The organism is Sphingosinicella sp. BN140058 (genome assembly GCF_004135585.1).
Taxonomy (GTDB): Bacteria; Pseudomonadota; Alphaproteobacteria; order Sphingomonadales; family Sphingomonadaceae; genus Allosphingosinicella.
This window is the reverse complement of record NZ_CP035501.1, coordinates 314,543-335,125: the sequence shown is the minus strand read 5'-3', so window position 1 is coordinate 335,125 and position 20,583 is coordinate 314,543. Positions and strand designations below refer to the sequence as shown.

Sequence of the window (20,583 nt, the reverse complement as noted above, 5' to 3'; positions counted from 1 at the left end):
CTCAGAAACCGGTTACAGCGGTGGCGATGAAGAGGTTCGGGGAGGGGGTAAAGCATGCGTACATCGTTGACGCGCTGCCTGCCCGTGCGGTCAACGATCTGAGCAAATAGAAGACGCCGCCGACCAGTCGGGCCGTGATACTGAGGCCGCTTCTTCCCGGTGAGTCTGTCAGCGGGCGCCCGTCCGCGGCCGCGCCTTGCGCTGTTCGCGGAAGATCTCGGCCTCACGCGGGCGGTAGGGCGTGCCGTCCGGCCTCAGGAGATCGTGGAACCAGGCGACCGGCTCCTGCAGCGTATAGGGGCGTTCCCAGCTGTCCCAGGGCAGATGCGTCTGGATCTCGCCTTGGACGAAGCCCCAGTTGATCATCCCGATATTCTCGCGCCGGGCGATCGGCAGGATCGTGTCGACGGTCGAACCGGCGCTGCGCGCCATCCATTCGGTGCAGATCAGCGGACGGCCATAAGGGCGAAGCTGCGCGATCCTGGCTTCGAAGCTCTCCGGCCATTCGTAATTGTGGAAGGTGACGACATCGGATTCGGCGAGCTGGATGCGCTGGATCGGGGTGAGCTGCGGCGCGCCGGGCGACCAGTCCGGGCCGATCCATACCCCGCTGGTCAGCGGCTGCCGCGGCTTCTGGGCGCGCGCCCAGGCGAAGATCTGCGGCAGCAACTGTTCGATGCGCCCGCGCTCCTCGGCGAGCTGATCGTCATTGTACATGCCGCCGCCGGGATTGTCGGGTTCGTTCCAAAGATCCCAGGCGAGCACGCGGTCGTCCTTGCCGAAGGTGCCGACGACATCCTCGACATAGCGCCGGAACCCGGCATCCTGCGCGGGATCGATCAGGTCGCGTCGGCCGGGGCTTTGCACCCATCCGCTATTGTGGACTCCGGGGATCGGCCGGTGCTGCGGGCCGATCACCGGATCCGGATCCCAGCAGCTGTCGAACAGGACGAGCATCGGCCTGATGCCGTGACGGGCGGCGATCGCAAGGAATTCGCCGAGCCGGCGTTTGAAGCCCTCCGGATCCTGTTCATAGGCGAGATCGTGCAGGTAGACGCGCATGGTGTTCATGCCGAACTGCTTCGCCCAGCCGAGCTCCCTGTCGATCTCCGTCGGGTTCCAGGTCGCCGCCTGCCACATGTCGAGCTGGTTGATCGAACTCGCATTGGCGTAATTGGCCCCCGTGATCCACGGCTGGTCGGCATACCAGCGCCGCGCTTTCTCCCGGCTCCAGCGCGCCGGATTGCCGCGCACCGCATCGGCGGCGGTGAGATAGAGCGCACTCGGCGCGATTGCGGCCGGTGCAGCTGTCTGCGCCAGGATCGGCATGGGCGCGGCGAGCAGGCTGGCCGCAAGAAGAAGGCGGAGCGTCATCGTGCTGTTCCTTGCAACTGAGAGCAGGGGCTCATCGGCCGACGGTGGAGAAGCGGAACTGGATGGTGTTCCGGTAGGTCTGGCCGGGGTTGAGGCGCACCGATCCGAAGGCGGGCTGGTTGGGCGTGTCGGGGAACATCTGCGGTTCGAGCACGATCGCATCGCCCTGGCGGTAGAGGCGGCCGGATTTGCCGACGATGGTGCCGTCGAGGAAATTGCCCGAATAGAATTGGATGCCGGGCTGGTTGGAGAAGACGTGCATGACCCGGCCTGATTTCGGCTCCTCGACCCGCGCGAGCAGGCGCGGCTCGCGGGAAAGGTCGCGGGCGACCACCCAATTGTGGTCATAGCCCTTGCCGAACAGGATCTGCTCCTCGCTGGTGCGGACACGCTTGCCGATCCGGGTCGGGCGGCGGAAGTCGAAGATGGTGCCGGCGACGGGGCGGAATTCACCGGTCGGGATCAGGGTGGCGTTGACCGGGGTGAAATGTTCGGCGGGGATGGTGAGGATGTGGCCCATCGCCCCTTCCGGCGAGCCTTCGCCGGCGAGGTTCCAGTAAGCGTGGTTGGAGAGGTTGATGACGGTCGGGCGATCGGTCGTCGCGCGATAGTCGACGCCGAGCACGTTCTGTTCGTCCAGCGTGTAGGTGGCGGTGACGGTGAGCTGGCCAGGATAGCCCTGATCGAGATGCGGGCTGACGTAGCGCAGGGTGACGCTTGCGGTGGGGCCGTCCTTGACCTCGACCACCTTCCAATTGACCTTGTCGAAGCCCTTGCTGCCGCCGTGGAGCGCGTTGGGCCCGTCGTTGAGCGGAGTCTGGTACACCTTGCCGTCGAGCGTGAACTTGCCGCCGGCAATGCGGTTGGCGACCCGGCCGACGGTGGCACCGAAGAACTCGCCCTTGGCAAGATAGCCGGCCATCGTCGGATAGCCCAAAGTGACGTCGGCCAGTTCCTCGTGGCGATCGGGCACCAGCAGCGACTGGAGGGCAGCGCCGTAGCTGATGATCCGCGCCTGCATGCCGGACGCGTTGGTGAGGGTGATCGCCTCAACCGCCGCCCCGTCCGGCATCTGCCCGAACGGCGCACGCGACACGCTCGCCGCTTCGGCCGGCGTCGTGACCGCCGCAGCGGTTCCAAGCAGGCCCATCGCCATCAGCGTCTTTTTCATCGATCTTCCTCTCCCCGTGCCGGTCGTCCGGCTTTTCGTTGCGCGAATACGTATGATATATTGCGCGGCTCAACAACCAGAAGCGCTGCTCCGGGGCTCCGGTTCCGGCACTTGGCGGGAGAATTTCATGAAGCGCCATTTTCCGCTGCGTCTGCTCGGCGGGGCGGCTGCGATCGGTCTCTGCGCCGCGTCTGCGCCAGCGGCCGCCCGGGAGCCGCTGTTCGCACCGGTGTTCGCGCGCGATTTCGCCGATCCGTTCGTGCTCGTGCAGCCGAGCCGGTTCATCGCCTATGCGACCAATGACGGCGAAGCCGGGATCAACGTCCAGGTAGCGCTTTCCACCGATCTTCGGACCTGGGCACTTGCCCCCGATCCGGCGAGGCCCGCCAAGCCGCGCGACGCGATGCCGGTGCTTCCCGGCTGGGCGAAGGAAGGCGCGACCTGGGCGCCCGAAGTGCTCGAGACGAATGGCGCTTACGTCCTCTATTTCACCGCACGGCATCGCAAGAGCGGCCTGCAATGCGTCGGCGCGGCAAGCGCCGCCGATCCGCTCGGTCCTTTCGTCTCTTCGGCGCCGGATCCCCTGGTGTGCCAGTTCGCGCTCGGCGGCACGATCGACGCCAGCCCGTTCCGCGACGCCGACGGCAGCCTTATCCTCTACTTCAAGAATGACGGCAACAATCCCGCCGCGAACAAGCCGGCGCAGATCTGGGGCCAGCATCTCAGCGCGGACGGCCTGCACCTCGAAGGGGAACCGGTGGCCCTGCTCAGCAACGATGCGCCCTGGGAGGGGCGGGTGGTCGAAGCACCGACCATGGTGCGCGGTCCTTCGGGCTACACGATGTTGTTCTCGGCCAGCGACTTCGGCTGGCACGAACGGCAGCGCCTGTCCTCCTACGCGATCGGCTACGCGACCTGCGAGGGTGCGCTCGGCCCGTGCAGCGACGCCGGCGACAATCCGTTGCTGTACAGCTTCAACAGCCGCGAGGTCGGCTGTCTCAGCGGTCCCGGTCACCAGGCGGTGTTCGAGGCGGCGGGGCGGCGATTCATCGCGTTCCATGCCTGGGCGGCGACGCCGGGCTGCCGAAAGCTCGACGACAAGCGCCAGATCTATGTCGCACCGCTTGGCTGGAGCGGTGCGAAGCCGCAGATCGGAGCCAGCCTCAAACCGGTCGAACCGGATTGAGGCTGCGCCCGGAATCTGCGGGAGCCGATCAGAAGCGGAAGCGGACGCCACCCGACACCACCGATTCCTCGAACCGGTAGACGAGCGGGAAGACCTCCGGATCGCCGGTGACCGCGCCGGCCTGGTAGTTGATCCTGACGATGTCCGATTTGAACGGATTCTTGAGGATATTGGTCCAGTCCAGGAACACGGTCAGATTGTCGTTGAAGGCATAGCTGCTCGACCAGTCCAGCCTCGAGATCGGCCGCACATTGCCTTGCAGCGTGTACGGGTTCGGGCTGTTGTTGTCGCGCTGCCCGAGGTCCCCTTCGGGGTAGCGGCTGCGCAGATTGTAGGAAAGCCGCGCCGAGAAGCCGCCACCCTCGTACATGCCGACGAGGTTGTAGGTCCACTTCGACACGTCGGGAATGCGCAGGCGCCGAGTCACCTGATTGGTCGGCGTGGCGGTGCTCGGCGCGTTCTCGAACAGGGTGAAGTCCGCCTTGGCGTCGACATAGGTGGCGTTCGCCTGCGCGCCGAATCCGTGGGCCCATTGCGGCAGGAAATCGAAGTCGAAGAAGGTGCTGACCTGCGCTTCGAAGCCGTCGATGCGCGCCTTGCGGGTATTGACCGGGCCGGTGATCAGCAGCGGCTGTCCGGTCGCCGGATCGGGATCGGGATATTCGAACGTGGTATTGGCGATGAACCCCCGCATGTCGCGCCGGAACACCGCCACGGAGGCGAACCCGGCATTGGCGAAATAATATTCCAGGCTCGCATCGTAATTGTTCGAGGTGAGCGGCTTCAGGAACGGGTTGCCGCCCGTGCCGCGTCGCACGCAATCCGATGCTCCGGGGGAGCAGGTGATCGGCGAGCCGAGGTTCAGCGCCGGATTGAGCTGCTCGAAGGTCGGCCGCGTGCGGGTCTGGGTGGCGGCAAGGCGGAGCTGCAATTCGGGCGTGAACTGCGCCCGCAGGCTGATGTTGGGCAGCCAGTCGGTATAGTCGTTTTCGAACGTGATCGGGGTCGGCGCGACACCCGGCGCCGAGACGACTCCCTCGATCCGCTCCTTGGTCTTGACCGCGCGCAGACCGACATTGCCGTCGATCGGGAAACCGGCATCGAAGCGGAAGCCGAGCTGGGCATAGGCCGCATAGGATTTCTCGTTGATGTCGAAGCCGCGCGTCGGATCCGGATCGGGATCGTCCGTCGTGTTGGACCGTGACGCCGTGCCCTGGGTGATGTTGAACTGGCGCAATTCGACGAGGTTCTTGCGGATGCTGTCATAGGTCGGCGCCAGCCAGGTTTTCGGGAATGGCCGGTCGTCGTCGCCGCGGAAGCCCGACTGGAACAACCGGTAATCGAGCGGCACCGCCGAGAGCGGGATCGGAGCATGATTGCCGCAGCACGCACGTGCGGTGAAGTTCCAGTAACGATCCCCACGGCGTGACGAGGCATTCCGGTCGACATAGCGGACGCCCCATTCGACCTTGGGCAGGAAATCGAGACCCGGCTCGTATTCGAAATCGAGCCTCGCCTGCCAGTCCTTGCCCTTGGCGGTCAGATAGTCCTCGTAGAAGCCTCGATAATTGTAGATCGCCGCGTTCGACGGATCGATGCCGTTCACGCGCAAGGTGGGTCCGGGGCCGCCCGGCGCGCCGATCACGTAATCGACCGAATAGGCATTGGTGTTGATTTCGTAATCGACGCTCTCGGTCTCTAGATTGAACGTGCTGTCCGTGCGGGCGAGATCGCCGCTGATGCGGAGCGCGCCGGCGTCGTAGCTGCCGCCGATGGCGAACTGATAAGTGTCGGTCTTGCGATAGGTTCCGCCCTGGAAGCCCCAGGTCTCTCCCGGCGCGCCGGGATTTACGACGGTGCCGCTCTCGACCGCGTTGCTGCCGTCCCGGAAGACGACATTGGTGTGGGTGCCGCCCCAGAGCGGCTGCGCCCACATCCGGTCTTCGGCTTCCTCCCGGAATCCTTGCCACAGGCCCTCGACGTAGAATTCTAGGCCGGGGGACGGGCGCCATTGCAGCGCGCCATTGACCGAGGGCCGCCAGCGATTCGCTTCGTTGTAGCGGATTTCCGGCCAGTCGGGGGCGCGGCCGCCGGCGAGGTCGGCGATGAAGAAACCGTGGCGCCGGATCGAATCGCGATAATGAAGCTGCGTGTATGAGACGTTGAGCAGCGCGCCGATCTCGCCCATGCCCGTGTCCCACCGATTGGAAATCAGCAAATTGGCATTAGGGCTGAAGTCACGGGATTGGTTGGGATAGACGCCCCAGACGGACCCAGCCACCTCCAGCCCCTTGAAATCGAACGGGCGCCGCGATCGCACGTTGATCAGGCCGGCAATTCCCGGCTCGACCAGATTGGCGGACGACGTCTTGAACGCCTCCACCGCCGCGATCGCGCCCGACGGGAAATCCTGGAGCGCCACCGACCGGGTCTCGGCGGTGAAGATCTCGCGGCCATTATAGGTCGTCGTGTAATAGGTCCGGTCGAGACCGCGGACGAGCACGCGGCTGGCTTCGCCGCCCGCGCGCTCGACCTGGATGCCCGGGATGCGCGCGGCCGTATCCGATACGGCGATGTCCGGCAGCTTGCCGATGTCTTCGGCGACGATCGCATCGATCTGCTGCTCGGAATTGCGCTTGAGGTTCTGCGCGGATTGCAGGCTTCGGCGCAGGCCGGTGACGACGATGCCTTGCTCCTCGCTCTGGCCCGCCGTCTCGACGGCGCCGTCGGTCTGGACGGCGCCGGCGTCCGCGTCCGCAGGGCTCTCCTGCGCCTGCACCGCGGGATCCGGCGGAGCCGCCTGCCCCTGTGCGAAGGCGGGCGCTGTGGACAAAGTCAGGATGACGAGCGACGTCGAGCAAAGGGCGCATGTCTTCAGGCGCATCTTTCAAGCCTCCCCAGGCTGTTCTTGTTATGTCGACCCGTCTGGCGGGGTCGATCGGACCATCGCGGAGGATGCGCCTTGGTTCCGCCGGCGACAATAGATTTATCTGATTTATGCCGAAGTGTTGCGGATTTGCCGCAGCTCAGGTCGGCGAGACGCTATCCGAGGCGTGTCGGCCGGGTCCGCGTGCGGATCATGTGCAACAGCCGCGGATCATCGGGCGCGCAGCCATAGACGCCGCGATAGATTTCGCGCAGCCATGTCTCGATCTGCCCGTCGACGTCGGGTCCCGCGCCGTCGACGAGCAGGTCGAGCAGCGGCGGTTCGCCGGCACCGGGCAGCGGCAGGATGAAGTCGAGATCCTCGATCCGGCGGCTCCCCAGCCGCCGATAGAAACCGATCCGCCGGGCCCGCAGCGGCGCGTCCGCGCAAGCCTCGCGGTCCGACTCGACTTCCACGATCAGCGGGCGGTGCCCGGCCGCGCGACGCGCCTGTTCGTAGAGCCGGGCGCCCAACCCCCGGCCCCGCAAGGCCGGTGCGGTCGCGAGATATTCGAGCAAGGCGATCGCATCGCCGACATAGAGCAGGAAGAAGCCGATGACGGCGTCGCCCCGACAGGCGACGACGATGCGGTGAACCTTGGACGTCGCCATCGCACGCACCGCGTCCCGGCTCTTGCGCTCCCGCTTCGGAATGCTGTCCTCGTACAGCGCGAACATCGCAGCGAAGCGGGGATCGTCGGCATCGTCCAGTTCTGCGAAGCGGATCGGCAGGTCGGTCATCGCCGCTCCATCCACCGTTGCGCCCGCCGCTGCAATATGCCCGGACTAGGTTCGCGAGCCTTGCCGGGATCGCTGCCGCGGCCTTACACCCGCAGCCCGTCTCCAGCCGAGGATGCCCGATGATCCGATCCGTGTTTCTTCTCGTCAGCAGCCTCGCGCTCGTTCCTGCAGCGGCAGCGGCGACCGACGTCGTCAAGGTGATCAAGCATCCCGCCTACCAGAAATCGGTGGCGGTTCTCGACCGCGAGCATGATCGCATCGTCGCCGACATCGTCACGCTGACCGAGATCCCGGCGCCGCCTTTCCAGGAGAAAGCGCGAGGGAACGCCTATCTCGAAATGCTGCGCGCCGCCGGATTGGGCGACGTAGAGATGGACGAAGAAGGCAATGTGCTGGGCGTCTGGCGCGGCACGGGTCCGGCCGGCGGCCCTATGGTGGCGATCGCTGCCCACCTCGACACCGTCTTCCCGGCCGGCACTCCGATCAAGGTCAGGCGCGAAGGCACGCGGCTCAGCGCCCCGGGCATCGGCGACGACACGCGCAGCCTTGCCGTCCTGCTCGGCTATGTCCGCGCAATGCGGGAAGCGGGGGTGCGCACCGGCCGCGACATCCTGTTCGTCGGCAATGTCGGTGAGGAAGGGCCGGGCGACCTGCGCGGCGTCCGTCACCTGTTCACCAAGGGGCGGTACAAGGATCGGATCAAGACCTTCTTCTCGATGGACGGTACCGACGGCAAGAGGATCGTCAACGGCGGGGTCGGCTCGCGGCGCTACCGCGTCACGTTCAAGGGACCGGGAGGCCACAGCTACGGCGCCTTCGGCCTGGTCAATCCGATGACGGCGATGAGCCAGACGGTGGTCGATCTCTACAGGATCACGCCGCCGAAGACGCCCAAGACGACCTATGCCGCGAGCGTCACCGGCGGCGGCACGTCGGTCAATTCGATCCCGGACCAGGTCTATATGGAGTTCGACATGCGCTCGGTCAGCGCCGATGCGCTCGCCGCGCTCGAGAAGCAGTTCCTCGGCATCGTCGCCGCGTCGGTCGAGACCGAGAACAAGGCACGCTCGACCCGCGAGGGACCGATTTCCGCCGATCCGAAGCTGATCGGCGATCGTCCCGCCGGCGGCACGCCCGAGGACAGCGCGCTCGTCCAGATGGCGCGTCGCGCGGTCGAGGCCCATGGCCTGGAGCCCGAGCTCACGGCCTCCTCGACCGACTCCAATCTGCCGATGAGCCTCGCTATCCCCGCCGTCACGATCGGCTCGGGCGGCAGCGGCGGCCGCGCCCATTCGCTCGACGAATGGATCGACGTCGAGAAGGGCGCCAGCCTCAAGGGGATGCTGCCCGGCCTCACCATGCTGCTTGCGGCTGCCGATCTGCGGTAACGGCGAAGACCCTGCGCGGCCGCACCGGCCAGCCGCGCCACGTCGGGCCGGCCGCATAGCCGCCATGAAGGGCCGCTTACGGCCTTGGCTTCGTGGTCGCCGAGATCGGGTGCGGCGCGACTCCAGCTCTGGTCATCACGATCGGGCGAATGCTCCCGTCGGCGTTGAACGTCAGCGTCTCCAGCGCAAGCTCGCGGTGATTGCCGTTGTCGGTGGCGAGCGGCCGGCGATGATAGGCGATCACCCAATCGTCGGTGCCGGCAATGTTGACGACGCTGTGGTGACCGGCGCCGCGGGCGATGCTCTCGTCCTGCTGAAGGATCTTGCCCATTCGCTTGAACGGCCCGACCGGCGAGCGGCCGATCGCGTAGGCCACCGAATAATGGGGGCCGGTCCATTCGCCCTCCGACCACATCAGATAATAGAGGCCGCGGCGCTTCAGCATGAACGAGCCCTCGACATAATCCGGGCTCGGCGTGATCTCCTTGTAGAGCGTGCCGTCGGGAAACGGCACGATGCTCAGGAGATCGGGCGCGAGCTTGACGACGTTGCAATGCTTCCAGCCGCCATAATAGAGATAATGGCTGCCGTCGTCGTCACGGAACACCATCTGGTCGATCGGCTGGGCGCCGTTCCGGATCGCGCCGATCAGCGGCCGTCCCAGCGCATCCTTGAACGGCCCTTGAGGCCTGTCGGCAACGGCGACTCCGATGCCGCCGAGCTGGCTTTCATGCTTGATGTCGTTCGCGCCGAAAAAGAGATAAAATCGGCCATCGTGACGGATCGCGGAGGGCGCCCACAAGGCATAGGCCGCCCACGAGACGCGTTCGACGTCGAGCGCGCGCGGATGTTTCCGCCAGTGGACGAGATCGGGCGAGGAAAAGACGTCGAAGAACGTCTGCTTCAGGAATGGCGCCCATATGTCCGGAGCCTTGCGCTGCTGGATCTGACTCGGCGACAGCGTCGAGGGCGAATCCGGCGCCGCTTCGTCGGCCGAATAGGTCGGGTAGATCCAGTAGCGGCCTTCGAAGATGCGGATTTCCGGATCGGCATACCAGCCGGGCACGATCGGGTTCTCGGCTTCCGCAGCCCCGGCTTGAAGAAGCGCGAGTGCCGCCCCGGCCACCATTGCTGCCCTCTGTCGCATGTCACCGATCCTTTCTCGTCCGGGCGGCTGCGCCGACGGCGCTTGTACGCTTCGCCGGGGTCGTTTAGCCGCCGTACCGAATCAAGAGGAAAGAATTCAATGCGTTCGTTGACGATGCTCGCACTTCTGCTCGGTGCCGCGCCGGCCGCTGCCGCGCCGCTCGATCCGGCGATGATCAACCGCATCGCCGATCAGGCGCTGAATCATGGTGAGGTCGTCGACACCGTCGCCTATCTCACCGATCGCATCGGGCCACGGCTGACCAATTCTCCCGGCATGCGCGCCGCCGAGCGCTGGACTCAGCAGCGTTTCCGCGACTGGGGGCTGGCCGACGTGCGCACGGAAGGCTTCCAGTTCGGCCGCGGCTGGTCGATCGAGTCCTCGAGCGTGCGCATGATCGCGCCGCGGCCGCTCGCCCTGCGCGCCATTCCGATCACCTGGACTCCGGCGACCGAGGGCGCCCTGACCGCGCCTATCATCGTCGCACCGATGAAGCGCGAAGCCGATTTCGAGCAGTGGCGCGGCAAGCTTGCCGGCAAGATCGTGCTGGTCAGCTATCCGGCGCCGCCGCGCGATGCGACCGATCCGCGCTTCTCGCGCCTGTCGGATGCCGACATCGCCAAGCTCGACGTCTATGTTCAGCCGACCAATGACGAGAAATCGGGCGACGGCTGGTTCAAGATGCTGAGCTTCGCCAAGAAGCTCGACGCGTTCCTGAAGAGCGAAGGTGCGCTCGCCTGGGCGCGGATGTCGTCCCGCGACGGCGGCCTCGTCCACGGCAACGGCTATCTGCATCGTGCCGAAGACACGCCGGCGCTGCCGGGGATCGAGATCGCCGCCGAGGATTACCGGCGTCTGGCGCGGCTCGCCAAGGCTGGCGAGGTCCGGCTCGAGATCGACAGCCGCGTCCGCTTCGACGACAGCGACAGCAAGGGCTACAACATCCTCGCCGATCTGCCGGGCACCGATCCGAAGGCCGGCTATGTGATGGCGGGCGCGCATCTCGATTCCTGGGTCGCAGGAGACGGCGCCGCCGACAACGCCGCGGGATCGGCGGTGGTGATGGAAGCGGCGCGGATCCTCTCCACGCTCAAGGTCCGGCCGAAGCGGACGATCCGCTTCGCTCTGTGGTCGGGGGAAGAGCAGGGCCTCTATGGCTCGGCCGCCTATCTCGAGCGGCATCTCGCGACGCGGCCTGCCAGTCCCGACCCCGCCAAGGCGGCGCTCGGCTACGATTTCAAGCTCGATCAATATCCGCTGACCAAGCTGCCCGGCTATGACGATCTCGCCGGCTACTTCAACATCGACAACGGCTCGGGCAAGCTGCGCGGCATCTACGCCGAGAACAATCTCGCCGCTGCGCCGATGCTGCGGGAATGGCTCGCTCCGTTCGCGAGCATGGGCGCGGCCACGGTCGTGGCACGCCCGACGGGCGGCACCGATCATCAATATCTCTCCGCGGTCGGGCTACCCGCCTTCCAGTTCATCCAGGATCCGCTCGATTACGGAACCATGGTTCACCACACCAATGTCGACACCTTCGATCACCTGCGCGCCGAGGATCTGCGGCAGGCCGCTGTGATCCTGGCATCGGTGCTGCTGTCGGCGGCGAACAGCGACAAGGCGCTGCCGGCGATGCCGCTGCCGACCAGGCCGAAACTCACCGATCCCTTCTCCTACGAGGATCCTGACCAGCGCGACTGAGGCGGACCCCAAGTCTTTCTTGAGTCTGGCGGCGGGCGCGCTTGCCTGTATGCTCGCGGACGGCCGCAGGGGGCCGGGTGGGGTAGGTCATGGTGGCAGGCACGACGGCCGATTTCCTGGAGGGCGGCGGCGACATGGGCCGCCGCATCCGCGCCTTCGACTGGGCGGCGCACCCGCTGGGGGAGCCCGATACATGGCCGCAGGCGTTGCGGACGGTCGTCCGGCTGATGCTGACCACCCGCCATCCGGTGGAAATCATGTGGGGCCCGGAGCTTTATTGCCTCTACAACGACGCATTCGCGGAGGCGCTCGGCCCCGAAAAGCATCCGGCGTTGCTGGGCGGCGCGGCACGAGACCATTGGGCCGAGGTGTGGCCGATCGTCGGCGAGGCCGTGGAGGATGCGGCGCACGGCCGTCGCGCCACGTTCCGCGAAAATCAGAAGGTGCCGATCCAGCGCAGCGGACGCCTGGAAGACGTCTGTTGGACGTACAGCTACAGCCCGATCGATCATGACGGGCAGGTCGGCGGCGTGCTCGTCCTGTGCACGGAAACCACGGACCAGGTCTTGCACGAGCGGCAACGCGAGGCGGAACATGCGCGGCAACGCCGTCTGTTCGAGCAGGCGCCCGGCTTTATCATCATCATGCGCGGGCCAGATCACGTCGTCGAATTCGTCAATGATGCGCATCGCCGCGTGTTCGGCAGCGACGACTGGGTCGGCCGCCCGATCCGAGGCGCCTTTCCCAGCATAGAAGGGCAGGGCTATTTCGAGATCCTCGACCGAGTGTACGAAACGGGCGAGACCTACGAGGCCAACGGCGACCGCGTCAGCTTCCGCCGCGCCCCCGGCGCGCCGGTCGAGACGCGCGCGCTGACCTTCATCTACGCCGCGCTGCACGAGGAAGACGGCACGATCGGCGGAGTCTTTTGCGAAGGCTTCGACGTGACGCAGGGCCGCCATTCCGAGCTGCGTCACGCGGCGCTGTCGGAACTCGCCGACCGCTTCCGCGACATCGAAGAGCCGGATGCGCTTGCCTATGCGGCGGCCGAGATCCTCGGCCGGACGCTGCAGGTGAGCCGCGCCGGCTATGGCACGATCGACGCGGCCGCGGAAACGATCAGGATCGAGCGGGACTGGAATGCGCCGGCCATCGCAAGCATTGCCGGGCTGCTCCACTTCCGCGAGTACGGCTCTTACATCGAGGATCTGAAGGCGGGTGAGACGGTGATCGTCTCCGACGCCGATCACGATCCCCGCACCGCCGCGACCGCATCCTCTCTGAAGGCGATCAGCGCCCAGGCCTTCGTCAACATGCCCGTCACCGAGCAGGGCGGGATCGTCGCCTTGCTGTTCCTCAATCATGCGGCGCCGCGGCACTGGAGCGCCGACGAGCTTGCATTGATGCGGGAATTCGCGGAGCGCACCCGTATCGCCGTCGAGCGGCGCCGCGCCGAGGTCGAACTCCGCGCCAATACCGAGCGGCTCGCCTTTCTGGATGTGCTCGGCCGCGAAACCGCGCGCGCGACCGACGCTGATGCGATCATGGCGATCACCACGCGTCTGCTCGGCGAGCATCTCGGTGTCTCCAATTGCGCTTATGCCGACATGGACGAGGACGAGGACGGTTTCACCATCCGTGGCGATTGGAGTGCGCCGGGCTCGCCGAGCATCGTCGGCCATTACAGCCTTGCCGATTTCGGCAAGCTCGCGGTTCTCAATCTCGGCGCCGGCGAGCCGCTGATCGTCAACGATAATCTTGCGGAACTCGCGACGCACGAAGCCGCGACCTTTCAGGCGATCGGGATCGCCGCGACGATCTGCATGCCGCTGGTCAAGGACGGCAAGCTGACCGCCCTGATGGCGATCCACGATCGCGTGCCGCGTGACTGGAGCACGCGTGAGCTCGCTTTGCTGCGCGAGGTCACGGAACGTTCCTGGGCGCATATCGAACGGGTGCGGACCGAGGCCGAATTGCGCGCGCTCAACGATACGCTGGAACAGCGGGTGCGGGAGCGCAGCGCGCAGCTTCTCGAAGCCGAGGATGCGCTGCGGCAGTCGCACAAAATGGAAGCGGTCGGGCAGTTGACCGGCGGCCTCGCCCACGACTTCAACAATCTGCTGACCGGCATCGGCGGCAGCCTCGAAATGATGCGGATGCGCATCGGCCAGGGGCGGATCGCCGACGTCGAGCGCTATTCCGCGGCGGCGCAGGGTGCGGTGCAGCGCGCCGCGGCGTTGACCCACCGCCTGCTTGCCTTCTCACGCCGGCAAACGCTCGATCCGCGTGCCACCGACGTCAACCGGCTGGTCGGCGAGATGGAAGAGTTGATCCAGCGTACGGTGGGGCCGGAGATCCAGGTGGAGGTTTCGGGCGTCGCCGGCCTGTGGTCGACCTTGGTCGATCCCAATCAGCTCGAAAACGCCTTGCTCAACCTCTGCATCAACGCGCGCGATGCCATGCCCGATGGTGGCCGGCTGACCATCGCCACCACCAACCGCCGGCTCGACGACGGCGCCGCCCGCGAACAGGATCTTCCACCCGGCGATTACGTGGCGCTTCATGTCACCGACACGGGCACCGGCATGTCGCCTGAGGTGATCGCCAAGGCGTTCGATCCCTTCTTCACCACGAAGCCGCTCGGCGAAGGAACGGGGCTAGGCCTGTCGATGATCTACGGCTTCGCCCGGCAATCCGGCGGGCAGGTGCGGATCGCCTCCGAAGTCGGGCTGGGCACGACGATGTCGCTCTATCTTCCCCGCCACGATGGGCAGGCGTCGCCGGACAGCGACGACAGCGCCGCCGCCGAGCCGGGTCTTGCCGGCGACGGCAAGGTCGTGCTGGTCATCGACGACGAGTCCACGGTGCGCATGCTGGTCGGCGAAGTGCTTGCCGATGCCGGCTTCTCGGCGATCGAGGCGTCGGACGGACCCTCCGGCCTCAAGATCCTGCAGTCCAATGTCCGCATCGACCTGCTGATCACCGATGTCGGGCTGCCCGGCGGCCTCAACGGCCGTCAGGTCGCCGACGCCGCCCGTGCCGCGCGTCCCGGGCTCAAGATCCTGTTCATTACCGGCTATGCGGAAAATGCGGTGATCGGCAACGGCCAGCTCGATCCCGGCATGTCGATCGTCACCAAGCCGTTTCAGATGGATGTTCTGGCCCGCAAGATCCGCGAGGCGATCGATCAACCGGCTTGAGGCCGGTGAGGACGCGCAGCCAGTTCGTGCGCCGCACCAAAGCGAAGAACAAGGCGCAGCCCCCGATCGTAGCGGCCAGGATCATCGTCGCCTCGAGTGCGAGCGGCAGGGCAATGGGCCTCAACATCCAGGCCGTACCGATGATCAGTGTCTGATGGACGAGATACCAGGGAAAGATCGCCTGGGTCAGATATCGCCGCGCCGGGTGATCGAGACGGGCGAGATGGTGATGGGCGTAGCCGAGCATCGCCGCCGTCCAGCTCCACTGATCGAGGCCGTAGACGCTCCGCATGACGGCCTTGGCAAGCGCCGGATCGATCGCACCGGACATCCACAGGATCAGCGCGCCGGCGTAAACGGCATAAGCGGCGATCGCGACGAGGAGGGTGGTGTGGCGCCATGCGGCCAGGGCGGACCAGATCCGGTCGCTGCGCGCGGCGCCGAAGCCGAACAGGAATGCGGCCAGCGACTCCGCATGCACCGTCCAGTCCCCGAAGAAGGCATGGGTCTCGGGGAAGTGCGGCGCCAGGATCAGCCGGATCGCGGTGAAGGTGACGACGGGCAGCAAGGCCAACCCGATCCAGAGAGGGATCCGCGCCACCCGTTGCCCGATCAAGGCCAGGGCGCGCGCAGGCAACCGGCGGACGAGCGCGGCGGCGCCGGCCAGCAGGATCGTGTAGGCGAGGATGTAGACGACGAACCAGAGGTGGTTCCATGTCGGCGTCGTCAGCGGGGCATCGTGCCAGCGCCAGTTGCCGCTGGCGGTGAGATAGGCGGCATAGAAGCGCAGATACGGCAGTTGGGTCCCGGCGTCGGCGAGTTGCAGCCAGGTCTGCGGCGGCACGATTACCAGCATCCCGAACAGCAGCGGCGGCACGAGCCTGAGCAAGCGGGTGCGCAGGAACGCCGGGGTGGCGGCACCGTCGAGCATGAATCGCGTGGCCGCGCCCGAGACGATGAACAGCAGGGTGAGCCGCCACGGGTTCGTCAGCACCATGATCGGCTGCAGCCAGTCAATCGTGCGCGGGCTCTTCACATGCCAATCCCAGGGCACGTAATACATGCCGATATGGTAAAGGATCAGCAGTCCGAACGCGCCGATCCGGATCCAGTCCAGATCGAGCCGACGATCCTTCTTGGCGGCATTTCCGTTCATCCGTGTCTCCTTGTCGAGCGGAGTCTCTCGATGGATGGAGGCGCATCGGCTATCGGGGTGTCATGAGCGGCGACGTCACAGGGACGAACGGCGAAGGTCCTGGGGCGGGCGGCAGCGATGGCGTGACCAGCGGCGTGCCGGCGGCCGCCTTCCTCCTGTGCGCGGCGGCGCCGATCCTGTTTGCCGGACTCAACGTCTGGACGCGTCTTCACGATCAGCCGGTGCTCGTCGCTGCGGGGCGGACATGGGAGGTCGTCGCATGGGAGGTGTCGAGCGCGGCTGTGACGATCCTGCTGCTCCCGTTCGTAGCGCGGATCGCGTACCGGGCGGTCGCGGCGCTGCCGGGGATCGGCCGGGCTCTGGCCCTGCATCTGGCGGGAATTGTGGCCTTCTTCCTCCTCCACGTCGGCGGCTTCGTGCTGATCCGGTCGGCCGTCTACGCGGCGATGGGCAGCCGCTATCGCTTCGGCGGGTTCGGCGCATGGCTGTATGAATTGCCCAAGGACGCGGTGAGCTACGCCATCCTCGCCGCGGTCATGACCGTCGCCTTGCTCCGCCCGCGGACATCGGCCCCGATCCCGGAAGCACCGGATGCGCCGCCCGCCGCAATCCCGATCCGCGAGGGCAGCCGCACCCATTACGCCCGGCCCGACGAGATCCTCGCCGTGTCCTCGGCCGGCAATTACGTCGAATGGCATCTGGAGGACGGCCGCAAGCCGCTCACCCGCGCCAGCCTCGCCGCCATCGAGGCCCAGCTCGCGCCGCTCGGCTTCATCCGCACCCATCGCTCGTGGCTGGTCAACCGCCGCCGCGTCACCGCGATCGCCGCCACGCGCAGCGGCGATCACCAGCTCACCCTTGCGGGTGGAGTCACCGTGCCCGGTTCGCGGCGCTATGCGGCGGCGTTGGAGACGCTGTAAGGCGGTACGGCGAGGTGCGCGGGGGCTACGTCAGATGCCCCTGCTGCAGCGCCTTCAGCGCGGCGCGGGTCCTGTCGCGGGCGTCGAGCTTCAGCAACAGGTTGGACACGTGGTTCTTCACCGTCCCCTCCGCCAGGGTCAGAAGATCGGCGATCTCCCGATTGCTGTAGCCGGCGCAGATCAAGTGCAGCACCTCCTTCTCGCGGCTGGTGAGCGGATCGGCGACATAGGTGTCGGCGGATGCCGGAGCGGTCCGGCGCAGGGCCGCCATAAGGCTCTCGGTCAGCGCCGGCTGGAACGCGGTGCCGCCGTCGGCCAACGATCGGATCGCGCGGGCAAGGTCTTCGAGCGACACGTCCTTGAGCATCAGTCCCTTGGCGCCGGCCTTGATCGCGGCGATTGCGGCGTCGCCGTCGTCGAAGGTGGTGAGGATCAGGGTCGGCGGCAGGGCGTTGGCCGCGCGTAGCCCCTCCAGGACGGAGATGCCGTCGCGGCGCGGCATCCGGATGTCGAGCAGGAGTACGTCGGGCCCGAGTGCGGGAACCTTGGCCAGCGCCTCCTCCCCATCGGCGGCTTCGCCGATCACCTCAATGTCGGGCACGAGCGCGAGCAGACCACGCACGCCCTGACGGACCAGCGTCTGATCGTCGGCGAGGACCACCCGGATCATCGGGTCATTGCCTCCTCAGCGCAGCGGCTGAGGGCCGACCCGGAGAGAGAAATCGCAGCGCACCTGTCATCGGGCGATGCTGCCACAGGGGGACCGACGTCGCCATAGGCCGGAAGTCACGACTTTGGCGCGCGACCTCCGGCACTTCGACGGCAGCAAGGACAGCGGCACAGAGAAGGGATCAAGGAGATCCTTCGAAATGGTCCGGTCCCTCAGCCTTGCCGCCATTCTGGTCGCGACCGCCGCGCCGGCGCTCGCCCAGCGCGCGGACGAGAATGTGGTGAAGGCGGCCGACGACGCGTTCGGCACCAGCGTCGGCAACGAGAAGATCGGTCTGTACAATGCCGGAGACGTGCGCGGCTTCAGCCCCACCAGCGCCGGGAACATCCGGGTCGAGGGGCTTTCCGTCACCGAACATGGCGGCTTCACCAGTCGCATCGCGGCCGGCTCCACCATCAGGGTAGGTTTGACCGCCCAAGGCTATCCATTCCCGGCCCCGACCGGCATCGCCGATTATGCGCTGAGGGCTTCCGCCGACGAGGCGATTCTCAGCCCGATCCTCTATCTGGGGCCCAATCGGACGGTCGCCGTGGATATCGATGCGCAGCTTCCCATCGTGCGCGATCGGCTCAGCCTCGCCGCCGGTCTCGCCTACCGTTACGAAGAAGCCTTTCGCGGTGAGGACAGCCGAACCTTTCAGGCCGGAGGGGTTCTGCGCTGGCGGCCATCGGATCGCGTTGAACTCCGATCCTTCTACGCACGCAGCGCGATCATGGACGATCTCGACATCGGCAACATCTTCACCGGCGGTTCCTACCTGCCGCCGAGGATTGCGCGGCGCTATTTCGGCCTCGACTGGATCAGAACCGAAGTCCGGCGTCATTTCTACGGAAGCGCTGCGACCGTTCGCATATCCGATGCCTGGCAGATCAGGGCGGGCCTGTTCCGTTCGGAAAACCATGTGCTGCTTAACCCGGTCGAGCTTTACCGCAATGTCCAGCCCGACGGGACGGGAGATCGCACGGTGGTGACCACGCGCGATCAGACGGCGAAGTCGACGTCGGGAGACGCGCGTGCATCCTTCGCGGTCACGGATGGGGTGCGGCGGCACACCCTCCATGTCGCCGTGCGCGGGCGCAGGACGGAGCGGCGCTATGGCGGCGCCGATGTGCAGGAGCTCGGGCCGGCGGTGATCGGCCGGCAGATGGCGGTGCCGGAGCCGGTCTTCGATTTCGGTCCGCTTTCACATGACGAGATTCGTCAGGTCACTGCCGGCATGGGCTACGAATTGCGCTGGCCCGGAGTCGCCGAGCTGAGCCTCGGCCTTCAAAAAACCGACTATCGGAAGACCAGCCTGGTTCCGGACAGACCCGCGCTCATCACGAACGCCGGCCCGTGGCTCTACAACGGCACCTTGGCGCTCTACCTTACCGAGAGGCTGGTTGCCTATGGCGGCTACACGCGCGGGCTCGAAGACAGCGCAACTGCCCCGTCCAACGCCCTCAATCGCAACATGGCGCCGCCGGCACTTCGCACCAGCCAGCGCGATGCCGGGCTTCGCTACGCGATCCTGCCGCGTCTCAGCTTGGTCGCCGGGCTGTTCGACGTCCGAAAACCCTATTTCAACACGGATCCGGAGCGATTCTACCGACAGCTTGGAACCGTGCGGCACCGCGGCATCGAACTGTCTCTCGCGGGCCAGCCGAGCGCTGGATTAACGGTCGTTGCCGGCGCGGTGTTCCTGGATGCCGACGTTGCCGGAGACGCGGTCGATCTCGGCGTGATCGGACCCAAGCCGGTCGGTACCAGTGCAAGAACGTTTCGCGCCAATCTGGACTACCGCTTCCCTTTCTTCGACGCGCTCTCACTCGATCTCGGCATCACCAGCCTGGCCGGAGAGGTCGCCAGCCCCCGAGGCCCTGGCGCGCTCGGCGGCAGGCAGCTGCGCACGAAACCTCGAACGACCATCGACATCGGCGGCCGCTTCCGCTTCCGGGTCGGTGACGCCCCCGTCACGGTGCGCGCGCAAATCACCAACATCTTCAATCTCTACGCCTGGGACGTCGCACCCAATGCATCGTTCAAGTTCATCGAGAATCGACGTTTTCTGCTGACCCTCGCCGCCGATCTCTGAGCGGGTGGGTGCGCTGTCCCGCCTGCGCTCCAGCCACGCGGTGCACTCGAGTGGTCAGGCATTCTCGCGAAGCGAAAGCGCACGGGCGGTAAAGGGAAGGTCGGCCGGCAGCGCCCGCAGCAGGTCGCGGGCGCGCGCCTTGTCCGCGAGATCGACATAAAGGCGCCCGTCCGAGCGGCTCTTGATCTCCAGGCGGGTAACGAAGGGCATTCGGACGAATTCGACGCGTGCGATGTCGGCAAACCGCCAATGGTCGGGCTTGAACAGTTTGAAGTCCAACCCGTCCGACGTGACCGCAAGCTTTGGGTTGATGCTGTTGCTGGAATAGCCAAGCAGGCGGTAGCTGCGCTTGAGTTGTCGCACCGGCACCAGCATTGCTCCGGTCGGCTCGCGCGAAAGCGGCTGGTCCGATTTCCGCCGGAGGCGGGCGATCAGCCACAGTGCAAGCCCGGTTGAAAGCACCACGGTCAAGGTGACCATCACGATCACCAGCAGCATCATCTGCTCGTCCACTGCACGCACCCCCAAGTCTTTCGGCGCGAAAGCATCGTATGGATGGCATCGTGCGTCAATTCGTTCCCATGGCGAGAACGGTGACGTAGCGATCTGGAAGGTGCGGATTTCCTCACGCCGGGACCGTGGCGGATCATCGGAACGCGCCGGTCTATCTTCGCGTCATGTTCGCGGTCGAGGATCTCGGCGACACGCTGGAGAGGCTGCGTACCCGCGGCGCCGAGCTCGTCGGCGAAATGGTCCGGTACCAGGACACCTACCGGCTCTGCTACATTCGCAGTCCCGAAGGCATCCTCATCGGCCTCGCCGAAGACCTTCGCTGATCACGCTCGAAGCCACCGTCCTTCAATTGAA

At 66.3% G+C, this 20,583-nt stretch carries 15 protein-coding genes; 7 read left to right on the top strand and 8 right to left on the bottom strand.

The annotated features are described in order from the left end of the window. Nucleotides 1-168 precede the first annotated feature (168 nt). Nucleotides 169-1,374: a cellulase family glycosylhydrolase gene (locus ETR14_RS01425; protein WP_243455714.1), complete on the bottom strand. Its 1,206-nt coding sequence runs from the start codon at nucleotides 1,372-1,374 to the stop codon at nucleotides 169-171. A gap of 31 nt (nucleotides 1,375-1,405) precedes the next feature. Continuing rightward, nucleotides 1,406-2,545, bottom strand: coding sequence for an aldose epimerase family protein (locus tag ETR14_RS01420; protein WP_129383023.1), 1,140 nt, complete (start codon nucleotides 2,543-2,545; stop codon nucleotides 1,406-1,408). A 127-nt stretch (nucleotides 2,546-2,672) separates the two neighbouring features. On the opposite strand from ETR14_RS01420, the gene ETR14_RS01415 reads away from it, so the two are divergent. Next, nucleotides 2,673-3,731 carry a glycoside hydrolase family 43 protein gene (locus tag ETR14_RS01415; RefSeq protein ID WP_129383022.1) on the top strand — a complete coding sequence of 353 codons (1,059 nt, stop codon included), beginning with the start codon at nucleotides 2,673-2,675 and terminating at the stop codon, nucleotides 3,729-3,731. Nucleotides 3,732-3,759: 28 nt separating this feature from the next. Here the strand turns inward: ETR14_RS01415 and ETR14_RS01410 are convergent, their stop codons facing one another. Then, nucleotides 3,760-6,615, bottom strand: a complete 2,856-nt coding sequence (locus tag ETR14_RS01410) for a TonB-dependent receptor (protein WP_129383021.1) — start codon at nucleotides 6,613-6,615, stop codon at nucleotides 3,760-3,762. A 158-nt stretch (nucleotides 6,616-6,773) separates the two neighbouring features. Then, entirely contained in the window at nucleotides 6,774-7,397 is a 624-nt protein-coding gene (locus ETR14_RS01405) for a GNAT family N-acetyltransferase (protein ID WP_129383020.1), read from the bottom strand. 119 nt (nucleotides 7,398-7,516) lie between these two features. On the opposite strand from ETR14_RS01405, the gene ETR14_RS01400 reads away from it, so the two are divergent. Beyond that, nucleotides 7,517-8,785, top strand: a complete 1,269-nt coding sequence (locus ETR14_RS01400) for a M20/M25/M40 family metallo-hydrolase (protein ID WP_129383019.1) — start codon at nucleotides 7,517-7,519, stop codon at nucleotides 8,783-8,785. A gap of 76 nt (nucleotides 8,786-8,861) precedes the next feature. Here ETR14_RS01400 and ETR14_RS01395 read toward each other — a convergent pair whose 3' ends face one another. After that, nucleotides 8,862-9,932 carry a glycoside hydrolase family 43 protein gene (locus ETR14_RS01395; protein WP_129383018.1) on the bottom strand — a complete coding sequence of 357 codons (1,071 nt, stop codon included), beginning with the start codon at nucleotides 9,930-9,932 and terminating at the stop codon, nucleotides 8,862-8,864. Nucleotides 9,933-10,031: 99 nt separating this feature from the next. Between ETR14_RS01395 and ETR14_RS01390 the strand changes: the two genes are divergently transcribed. Then, nucleotides 10,032-11,636, top strand: coding sequence for a M20/M25/M40 family metallo-hydrolase (locus tag ETR14_RS01390; RefSeq protein WP_129383017.1), 1,605 nt, complete (start codon nucleotides 10,032-10,034; stop codon nucleotides 11,634-11,636). Nucleotides 11,637-11,725: 89 nt separating this feature from the next. Further along, nucleotides 11,726-14,836, top strand: a complete 3,111-nt coding sequence (locus ETR14_RS01385; RefSeq protein WP_129383016.1) for a GAF domain-containing protein — start codon at nucleotides 11,726-11,728, stop codon at nucleotides 14,834-14,836. Here ETR14_RS01385 and ETR14_RS01380 read toward each other — a convergent pair. Next, complete coding sequence (locus ETR14_RS01380) at nucleotides 14,769-15,992, bottom strand: acyltransferase family protein (RefSeq protein WP_129383015.1); 1,224 nt, start codon at nucleotides 15,990-15,992, stop codon at nucleotides 14,769-14,771. The genes ETR14_RS01385 and ETR14_RS01380 overlap by 68 nt on opposite strands. A gap of 62 nt (nucleotides 15,993-16,054) precedes the next feature. On the opposite strand from ETR14_RS01380, the gene ETR14_RS01375 reads away from it, so the two are divergent. Next, on the top strand, nucleotides 16,055-16,912 hold the full coding sequence (locus tag ETR14_RS01375; protein ID WP_129383014.1) for a LytTR family DNA-binding domain-containing protein: 858 nt from the start codon (nucleotides 16,055-16,057) through the stop codon (nucleotides 16,910-16,912). Between the two features lie 25 nt (nucleotides 16,913-16,937). On the opposite strand, the gene ETR14_RS01370 is transcribed toward ETR14_RS01375, so the two are convergent. Beyond that, nucleotides 16,938-17,582, bottom strand: coding sequence for a response regulator transcription factor (locus tag ETR14_RS01370; RefSeq protein ID WP_129383013.1), 645 nt, complete (start codon nucleotides 17,580-17,582; stop codon nucleotides 16,938-16,940). 199 nt (nucleotides 17,583-17,781) lie between these two features. Between ETR14_RS01370 and ETR14_RS01365 the strand changes: the two genes are divergently transcribed. Further along, entirely contained in the window at nucleotides 17,782-19,716 is a 1,935-nt protein-coding gene (locus ETR14_RS01365) for a TonB-dependent receptor domain-containing protein (RefSeq protein WP_165356265.1), read from the top strand. A gap of 54 nt (nucleotides 19,717-19,770) precedes the next feature. On the opposite strand, the gene ETR14_RS01360 is transcribed toward ETR14_RS01365, so the two are convergent. After that, the gene (locus ETR14_RS01360; RefSeq protein WP_165356264.1) at nucleotides 19,771-20,229 is read right to left on the bottom strand and encodes a hypothetical protein; all 459 of its coding nucleotides are present in this window, start codon (nucleotides 20,227-20,229) and stop codon (nucleotides 19,771-19,773) included. Nucleotides 20,230-20,354: 125 nt separating this feature from the next. Here ETR14_RS01360 and ETR14_RS01355 point away from each other — a divergent pair, with 125 nt between their 5' ends. Then, entirely contained in the window at nucleotides 20,355-20,552 is a 198-nt protein-coding gene (locus ETR14_RS01355; protein WP_206185937.1) for a VOC family protein, read from the top strand. Nucleotides 20,553-20,583: the final 31 nt, after the last annotated feature.